The sequence below is a fragment of the Pseudomonas linyingensis genome, from assembly GCF_900109175.1.
In the GTDB taxonomy this organism is placed as follows: domain Bacteria; phylum Pseudomonadota; class Gammaproteobacteria; order Pseudomonadales; family Pseudomonadaceae; genus Geopseudomonas; species Geopseudomonas linyingensis.
In genome coordinates this window covers 112,366-120,420 of the sequence record NZ_FNZE01000003.1, presented here as the reverse complement: position 1 = coordinate 120,420, position 8,055 = coordinate 112,366, and the positions used below count along the sequence as shown (strand labels likewise).

General features: G+C 66.2%; 9 protein-coding genes and 2 riboswitches. Of the genes, 5 read left to right on the top strand and 4 right to left on the bottom strand.

Annotation, left to right across the window (positions count from 1 at the left end):
• Nucleotides 1-99 precede the first annotated feature (99 nt).
• Nucleotides 100-819, bottom strand: a complete 720-nt coding sequence (locus BMZ19_RS04825; RefSeq protein ID WP_090307694.1) for a murein L,D-transpeptidase catalytic domain family protein — start codon at nt 817-819, stop codon at nt 100-102.
• A gap of 213 nt (nt 820-1,032) precedes the next feature.
• Between BMZ19_RS04825 and BMZ19_RS04820 the strand changes: the two genes are divergently transcribed.
• The 4 genes from BMZ19_RS04820 (at nt 1,033) to BMZ19_RS04805 (ending at nt 5,257) form a co-directional block, all read left to right on the top strand.
• Entirely contained in the window at nt 1,033-2,676 is a 1,644-nt protein-coding gene (locus BMZ19_RS04820; protein WP_090307691.1) for a L,D-transpeptidase family protein, read from the top strand.
• Between the two features lie 29 nt (nt 2,677-2,705).
• Nucleotides 2,706-3,710 (top strand): adenosine deaminase, encoded by a 1,005-nt coding sequence (locus BMZ19_RS04815; RefSeq protein ID WP_090307688.1) that lies wholly within the window; start codon nt 2,706-2,708, stop codon nt 3,708-3,710.
• A 70-nt stretch (nt 3,711-3,780) separates the two neighbouring features.
• Nucleotides 3,781-4,347, top strand: coding sequence for a phosphoribosyltransferase family protein (locus BMZ19_RS04810; protein WP_090307685.1), 567 nt, complete (start codon nt 3,781-3,783; stop codon nt 4,345-4,347).
• 71 nt (nt 4,348-4,418) lie between these two features.
• A riboswitch (glycine riboswitch) is annotated at nt 4,419-4,517 on the top strand.
• Nucleotides 4,518-4,617, top strand: a riboswitch (glycine riboswitch).
• A gap of 22 nt (nt 4,618-4,639) precedes the next feature.
• Complete coding sequence (locus tag BMZ19_RS04805) at nt 4,640-5,257, top strand: trimeric intracellular cation channel family protein (protein WP_090307684.1); 618 nt, start codon at nt 4,640-4,642, stop codon at nt 5,255-5,257.
• Nucleotides 5,258-5,299: 42 nt separating this feature from the next.
• Here BMZ19_RS04805 and BMZ19_RS04800 read toward each other — a convergent pair whose 3' ends face one another.
• Complete coding sequence (locus BMZ19_RS04800) at nt 5,300-5,965, bottom strand: phosphoribosyltransferase (RefSeq protein ID WP_090307682.1); 666 nt, start codon at nt 5,963-5,965, stop codon at nt 5,300-5,302.
• A gap of 245 nt (nt 5,966-6,210) precedes the next feature.
• On the opposite strand from BMZ19_RS04800, the gene BMZ19_RS04795 reads away from it, so the two are divergent.
• On the top strand, nt 6,211-6,702 hold the full coding sequence (locus BMZ19_RS04795; RefSeq protein ID WP_090307680.1) for a BCAM0308 family protein: 492 nt from the start codon (nt 6,211-6,213) through the stop codon (nt 6,700-6,702).
• A 22-nt stretch (nt 6,703-6,724) separates the two neighbouring features.
• On the opposite strand, the gene BMZ19_RS04790 is transcribed toward BMZ19_RS04795, so the two are convergent.
• Both BMZ19_RS04790 and BMZ19_RS04785 read right to left on the bottom strand, forming a co-directional pair.
• Entirely contained in the window at nt 6,725-7,237 is a 513-nt protein-coding gene (locus BMZ19_RS04790) for a C40 family peptidase (RefSeq protein WP_090307677.1), read from the bottom strand.
• 74 nt (nt 7,238-7,311) lie between these two features.
• Nucleotides 7,312-7,902, bottom strand: a complete 591-nt coding sequence (locus BMZ19_RS04785; RefSeq protein ID WP_090307674.1) for a C40 family peptidase — start codon at nt 7,900-7,902, stop codon at nt 7,312-7,314.
• Nucleotides 7,903-8,055: the final 153 nt, after the last annotated feature.

Genomic DNA, 8,055 nt, shown 5'->3' with positions numbered 1-8,055 from the left:
CACGCTCCATTCACCGACAGAGCGCGCATTGTGCCAGCTGGGTGCGACAAAAAGTGTCGCGGCCGGCGGGCTCCTTCCGGGAACCAGCCGGCCAACCGATCAGCTCTCCGAATCCTTGCTCGCGGCGAGGATCGATGCCACCCGCTGCGGCTTGCAGTTGAGGTAGGCGGAGGAGCGCATCCACTTCTGGTCGGGGTACCAGGAGAACATGAACTGCCCGCCCTTGAGGCTGTCTACCACCATACGAGCCACCTGCGGACGCACCGCCGGGCAGCCGTGGCTGCGACCGATGCGACCGTGGCGCTTGATCCAGGCCGGATTCACGTAGTCGGCCGGATGGATGACGATGGCCCGCTCGCGGGCACGGTCGTTGATGCCGGGCTCCAGGCCATCCATGCGCAGCGAGTAGCCGTGCTGGCCATGGTAGGTTTCCGAGGTGCGGAACAGGCCGATGCTCGACTGGTGGCTGCCTTCGCGGTTGGAGAAGCTGGTGGCGAAGTTTTCGCCGGATCCCTGCCCATGGGCGACCAGCTCGCGCAGTAGCAGGCGCTTGCTGCTCAGGTCGAAGATCCACAGGCGGCGCTGGGTAGAAGGCAGCGAGAAGTCGATGACCGCCAGGCGCTCGGCCGGCTGCGAGCCGTTATTGATGGCGCACTGCATGGCTGCCAGGGCGTGGCGCAGGACCTCGCGATTGAGGGTCGGCGCGGCCTTGGCCAGGCTGTCGATCAAGGCGGGAGTTCGAGGCGTGTTGGCCAGGAGCGAAGACGAGAAAGCTGCAAGACCTGCAGCCAGCCAGAGCGAACGAATCAGCCTGGTCATGAATAAGGTGTCCTCTGTTGTACTGACAGAACGCACAACCACCGACACACGCCATAGCCTGTGCGCTGGTTTCACGCTCTGTCTGTCCGCGACGCCCTGTCGTTGATTCTGCCGCCCTGCATACGATCGAGCCTGCACAACCAGCCTTCTGCCATGCGACTGCCCACAAAGTCGGGCATTCTAACAAGCAAACGACGGACCGGAGTGACACGCTTGTCTAAAAAACATACACCGTGGTTGGCGATTCTGCTGTTGGCCAGCCCATTTTCTTTTTCTTCCGCCGCCGCGCAGGATGCCGAAGCGGGGGAAGTCATACGCCTGGAACTCGAGCAGCCGCAACTGAACTGCGCTGCGCCGGTGCTGCGGCTGTCCGCGACGGACCGGGCAACCCTGCAGGACTTCTACCAGCAGCAGGCGTTCGCCCCCGTCTGGCGCCGGGGATCGCGACTCGAGCGGCTGGTGGAGCAGCTTGAACAGCTGGCCGATGACGGCCTCGACCCGCACGGCTATCAGGCAGCCACGCTGCGGCGCCTCGCGCAGAGCCGTGCCGAGCGCCAGTCGCCCTGCACCGACGTGCTGGCCAGCCATGCCTACCTGCAGGCCCTGCAACACCTGAGCTGGGGGCGACTCGATGCGGCCCAGGTGGAGCCGATCTGGCATTCGCCGCGCACCCCGGCACCGGTCCGACCGGTTGCTCCGCCGCCTTTCGCCGTGAGCGGTCTGGACGATCTGGCCGGCGCCTTCGCGCAGGCGCGCCCGCAATTCGAGCTGTACCGCAAGCTGCGCAGCACCTGGTCCGAAGTGCGCCGCCAACCACTGCCGCAGTGGCAACGCGTGCCCGGCGGCCCCCTGCTGCGCCCCGGCAGGCACGATCCTCGCGTGCTCGCACTGGCCCAGCGCCTGGCCAGCGAGGGCTTCCTCAGCGAGGCGGCGGTCGAGGCTCGCGCGCAAAACCCGGATATCGATCCCTATGACCCGCTGCTGGTCGACGCCGTGGAAGCCTATCAGCGCGCGCATTTGCTCAAGGACGACGGCATCGTCGGCCCTGCCACCCTGACCGAGCTGAACGTCAGCCCGGCTGCTCGCCGCGACCAGCTGCGCGTCAATCTCGAACGCCTGCGCTGGCTGGCCCGCGAGGCCGAACCGACCATGGTGCTGGTGGATATCGCCGGGGCCAAGATCAGCTACTACCAGAACGGCCAGCGCCGCTGGCAGGCGCGCACCCAGGTGGGCCGCGCCGAGCGGCAGACACCGCTGCTCAAGTCGCGGATCAGCCACCTGACCATCAACCCCACCTGGACGGTGCCGCCGACCATCTTCCGCGAGGACAAGTTGCCGGAGATTCGCCGCGACATCGGCTACCTGTCCAAGAACCGCATCCGCGTACTCGACCCTGCCGGCAACCAGCTGGACCCGCACCAGATCGACTGGAGCAATCCACCCGGCATTCTGCTGCGCCAGGATGCCGGCCCTGACAGTGCGCTGGGGGTGGTCGCCATCCGCTTCCCCAACCCCTTCTCGGTCTACCTGCACGACACTCCCAACCAGCACCTGTTCGACAAGCTGCCACGGGTGTTCAGCTCAGGCTGCGTGCGGGTCGAGCAGGTCGCCGAGCTGCTCGACTTCCTGCTCGCCGACGCCACGCCGGCCGAGCGCGCGCGCATCGCCACCATCCAGGCCAGCGGCACCACCAAGGATGTCAACCTGCCCCGCCCGGTGACCATCCTGCTGGCCTACTGGACGGTCGAGGTCGGCGACGACGGCCGCCTGCACTACCGCCCGGACCTCTACCACCGCGACGCGGCGCTGCTGACCGCACTGGAACAGGCGGAGCGCCGCCTGGGCGTTGTGCCCTAAGCTGAAATGAGTCGAAAAGGGAGATGACCATGGACCTCACAACCTACCTGCGCGCCCTACCCAAGGCCGAACTGCACCTACACATCGAGGGCACCCTGGAGCCTGAGCTGATGTTCGCCCTGGCCGAGCGCAACCAGGTCGCCCTGCCCTGGCACAGCGTCGAGGAAACCCGCGCGGCCTATGCCTTCGCCGACCTGCAGAGCTTTCTCGACCTGTACTACGCCGGTGCGGCCGCGCTGATCCACGCGCAGGACTTCTTCGACCTGGCCATGGCCTACTTCGCCCGCGCCCATGCCGACGGAGTGGTGCACGCCGAGCTGTTCTTCGATCCGCAGACCCACACCGCCCGCGGCGTGGCCTTCGCCAGCGTGCTCGACGGCCTGGAGCGCGCCTGCAGCGAAGCGCGCGAGCGCTACGGCATCAGCTCGCGACTGATCCTCTGCTTCCTGCGCCACCTCAGCGAGGAAGACGGCTTCGCCACCCTCGAGCAGGCGCTGCCGCACCTGGCGCGCATCCACGGCGTCGGCCTCGACTCCTCGGAGCAGGGCCATCCGCCGAGCAAGTTCGCCCGCCTGTTCGCGCGCTGCCGCGAACTGGGCCTGCACTGCGTCGCCCATGCCGGCGAGGAAGGTCCGCCGGCCTACATCGTCGAGGCGCTGGATGTGCTCAAGGTCGAGCGCATCGACCACGGCGTGCGCGCCGCCGAAGACCCGGCGCTGCTCGCTCGCCTGGCCCGCGAACAGGTGCCGCTGACCGTCTGTCCGCTGTCCAACGTCAAGCTGCGCGTGTTCCCGACCCTGCAGCAGCACAACCTCAAGGCCCTGCTGGACGCCGGGCTCAAGGTGACGATCAACTCCGACGATCCGGCGTATTTCGGCGGCTATGTGCTGGAGAACTACCGGCAGACCGCCGAGGCGCTGCAACTGAGCCGTGCCGAACTGCAACGCCTCGCCCGCAACAGCCTGGAGGCCGCCTTCGTCGGCGACGCCGAGCGGGCGCTCTGGCTGGCGCGGCTGGAAGCGCTGGCGGATTAAGGGGCAGCAGGAGCGCCCGTGCGGATCTAGTCTGTAAGGCGTCATCCGTTGAGCGAGCGAGAGAGTGACCATGGACAGCAAACCCGCCGGCGAACGCTTCCGCCTGTATTCGGCGCTCCAGCTTGAGGCCGTGATCGAGCAGATGGCGCGACAGGCGGCCGCACTGTTCGATGGCCGCCGCGAGGTCGTGCTGGTCGGCATCCTGCGCCGCGGCGAACCGCTGGCGCAGCGCCTGCAGAGCGCCCTGGTGGAGCACTGCGGGTTGCCCCGCTGGCCGTTGTACCCACTGCACCTCAAGCGCTATGCCGACGACCTAAGTCTGCTCCACGCGGAAACGGCGCTGATCGAAAACCCCGAACTGGCGGCGCTGGATCTCTCCCGTACCTGCCTGCTGGTGGTCGATGACGTGCTCTACGAGGGCCATTCGCTGTTGCGCGCCAGCGCCTGGCTGGCGCAGATGGGCGCGCTGGAGACACGCACGGCGGTGCTGGTGGACCGCTGCGTGAACCGCCAGCCGGTGCGCGCCGACATCACCGGACTGCGCCTGCAGGTGGCGCCGACCGACATCATCGAGTGCAACGTACCGCCCTACGAGACCGAATTCTGCATCGAGGTGCTGCGCCGGGCGCTGAATTGAGACGGCCGCAGGTGCGGCGCACTCTTTTCGATCGATGACGGCTGGCAAGTGGCGGGCTCGGCCGTATAATGCGCCGCTTCGCAGGAGAGTGAGCGTTGCGGCCACCCCGAACGCTCCGCCGAAGGCGCAAACTCCCATAATCGCTCAGGCTCAGGAACTGCGAACACCCATTTACGCCATCTGGAGAGCGGTTGCTGCGGGCAACCCACCGAAGGGGCAAGCAGCCAACGGCTGCGTAAACTCTCAGGTACACAGGACAGAGGGAGAGGCGACCGGACCAAGGAGTCCTCTCTTGCTGCTCTACATCTACCTCATCGCCATCACCGCCGAGGCCATGTCCGGCGCGCTGGCGGCTGGCCGGCGCAACATGGACATGTTCGGCGTCAGCCTGATCGCCTTCATCACCGCCCTCGGTGGCGGCACCGTGCGCGACATGCTGCTGGGCAACTATCCGGTCGGCTGGACCCAGCACCCGCCCTACATCTACCTGACCATCGGCGCCGGCCTGTTCACCATGCTGGTCGCCCGCTTCATGCACCACCTACACAAGATCTTCCTGGTGCTCGACGCCATGGGTCTGATCGCCTTCACCGTGATCGGCTGCAACGTGGCGCTGGAGCTCAAGTACTCGACCCCGGTGGTGATCATGGCCGGCATGATCACCGGCATCTTCGGCGGCATCCTGCGCGACATCCTCTGCCAGCGCGTGCCGGTGGTGCTGCGTCACGAGCTGTACGCCAGCGTGTCGATGCTGGTGGCCATGCTCTACCTGCTGCTGGAGCGACTGGGCGTCAACCACGACATCACCCTGCTGGCCTCCTTCAGCTTCGGCCTGGCCCTGCGCCTGGCCGCCATCCGCTGGTCCTGGTCGCTGCCGGTGTTCTCCTACCAGCCAGGCCGCTGGGAGTAGCGGCCCCGCCATGCGCTGCGGGGCCGAGAGCGTGAGCGCACGCTAGCGACTCCAGGCCTCGCGCAGCAGTTCCTGCACCTCCTCGTCGCTGGTCTGGCCAAAGTGGCGATACCACTCGCCGATGGACGACAGCCAGTCCGGCACCAGCGGACAGACCACTTCGTCGACCAGTGGGCGCAGGCTGGCGATGGCCTCGGTGGAAGCTACCGGGGCGATCAGGACGATGCGCGCCGGCGCCTGCTGGCGCACCGCCTGCGCCGCCGCGCGCATGGTCGAGCCGGTGGCCAGGCCGTCGTCGACCAGCAGCACCTGACGATCGCGCAGCTCCGGCTGCGGGCGCTCGCCGCGGTACAGGCGGTCGCGACGCTCCAGCTCGCGCCTTTCCCGCGCCGTCACCGCCTCCAGAGTGCTCTCGCTGACCCGCCCGAAACCCAGCGCCTCCTGGTTGAGCACCCGCACGCCGCCGCTGGCAATCGCCCCCATGGCGTATTCCTCGTGCCCGGGCATGCCGAGCTTGCGCACCAGCATCAGATCCAGCGGCAACGCCAGCTCACGGGCAATCTCCCAAGCCACCGGCACCCCGCCACGCGGCAATGCCAGCACAATGGCGTCCGGCTGGTTGCGGTAGGCATCGAGCAAGCCGGCCAAGGTCTTGCCCGCCGCCACCCGGTCGGGAATCGGTACCTCTATCTGCGCCTTGCGCATCATGGCAACCTCCTGGACAACCCCACTCTGCAAGCCTATACCGGACTGCCGGACCTGCAAGACGGACTCGTCTGAAGACCAATAGCTATCTACAGTCTGCTGCAAACAGCAAAAGCAACTAAGGTTGCCCAACCCGGCTTGACCATAATCAATCTGTCCCCCGGTGCACTTTTCAAAACTGGAAAGGACATGCGATCACCACAGGCAGACTGTGGTCGACAGACGAATTCTTTCAGTGGGAGTCGGTCATGGACAAACATCAACAGGGCCACAAAGACACGCTGCTCCAGCCTCAACACCATGATCGGGACATGGAGACCCGCCATTTCGCCGGAGCCGCCCACTGCCCTGGCTGCGGCGCCAACTTCCATGCCGGGCGCTGGTCGTGGCAGGCGCTGGATGCCGGCACCGCCGCGGAGGAAGCCACCTGCCCGGCTTGCAAGCGCATCGCCGAAAAAGCCGCGGCCGGCACCGTCATTTTGTCCGGCACCTTCGTCCAGGCGCATCGCGAGGAAATCCTCAATCTGATCCGCAACACCGAGGCGATGGAAAACAAGGAGCATGCCCTGGAGCGGCTGATCGGCATCGCCGACGAGGGGGATGCCGTGGTGGTGACCACCACCGGCATGCACCTGGCCAATCGCATCGGCCATGCCCTGGATTCCGCCTACGACGGCACTACCCGCTACACCTACAGCGACGACAAGACCCATCTGGACGTGGATTGGGAACGCGATTGAGCTAGCGGAGCCGGCACGCGACTCAGGGATTGTGCGCCAGGCGCGCTTCCCCGAGTACGCGGCGGGCGTCGAGGTAGCGCTGGTGCCAGTAGCCGTTGCTCAGGCTGTCGAGCCGCACGGTGCCGCCGCTGCTGGGCGCGTGGACAAAGCGGCCCTCGCCGACGTAGATGCCGGCATGGCTGACCTGACGGCCGCCGTTGGTGGCGAAGAACACCAAATCGCCGGAACGCAACTGCTGGCGCGGCACCTGGGGCACGCGCAAGGTGCTCATTTCACGGGTGGTGCGCGGCAGTTGCAGGCCGGCGGCATCGCGATAGACGTAGCCGATCAGGCCGCTGCAGTCGAAACCACTCTCCGGCGTGTTGCCGCCCCAGCGATAAGGCGTGCCGACCAGGCCGATGGCGCGCAACAGCACCTCGTCGGCGTGCAGGGGCGACGCTGGCAGGGAGGCGGCAGGAGGAAGCGGCGCCTGCGAGGAGCAGGCAGCGAGGAGAAGGGCAAAGGCGATACAGGCGAAACGGGCCGGCATGGTCATCGGTAGCAAATCCTTGCTGAAACTCTTTGACCCTAGCCGTGCCCACCCTGAGTGCGCAAGTCAGTACTCGATTGTCAGTCGATAACGCGTTTGGCCATCAGATAACGGCTGTTCCAGTAACTGCTGGACAGCTTGTCCACCCGCACCCCACCGCTGCGGCGGCTGGCGGAATGGATGAATTCGTCGTCGCCAATATAGATGCCGGCATGATTGACGCGACCACGCCCGCTGGTGGCGAAGAAGATCAGATCGCCGGGCTGCAGGTCGTGGCGAGCCACTTTCGGCGCAGGCAGGTTGATCATCTCGCGGGTCGAGCGCGGCAGCTTGATACCCGCCTCTTCGCGGAACAGGTAGCCAATGAAGCCGCTGCAGTCGAAACCGGTCTGGGTCGAAGAGCCGCCGAACCGATATGGCGTGCCAATCAGCGAGAAACCGCGCACCAGCAGGGAGTCGAGGGCCGGCAGTTCGTAGGGCTTGTCGTCGAGCAGCTGCTGCTCGACGCTGCTCTCTTCCGCCTTGGCGGCACTGGCCGCGTCCAGTTCGAAGGACAGGCTGTGATGGGAGCTGTTGTAGCTGCTGTAACTGTGCGGCTGCGAGGTGCTGGCGCAGGCAGTCAGCAGGAGGGCCAGGGTGATTGGCACGAGGGGTGCAAAGCGCTTGAGCATGGGCACAACCGTGTCGATGAAAGTTGATGAGCGGCGACTATGCCGACCAACGACCCCATTTGCAAATTTTATCGCGCAGAATGTGACTTCATCTGCTATCAGTGCCGTCCGCGCCCCTGGCCGTCGCCGACGAAAGGCAAAAAATCCATGTGC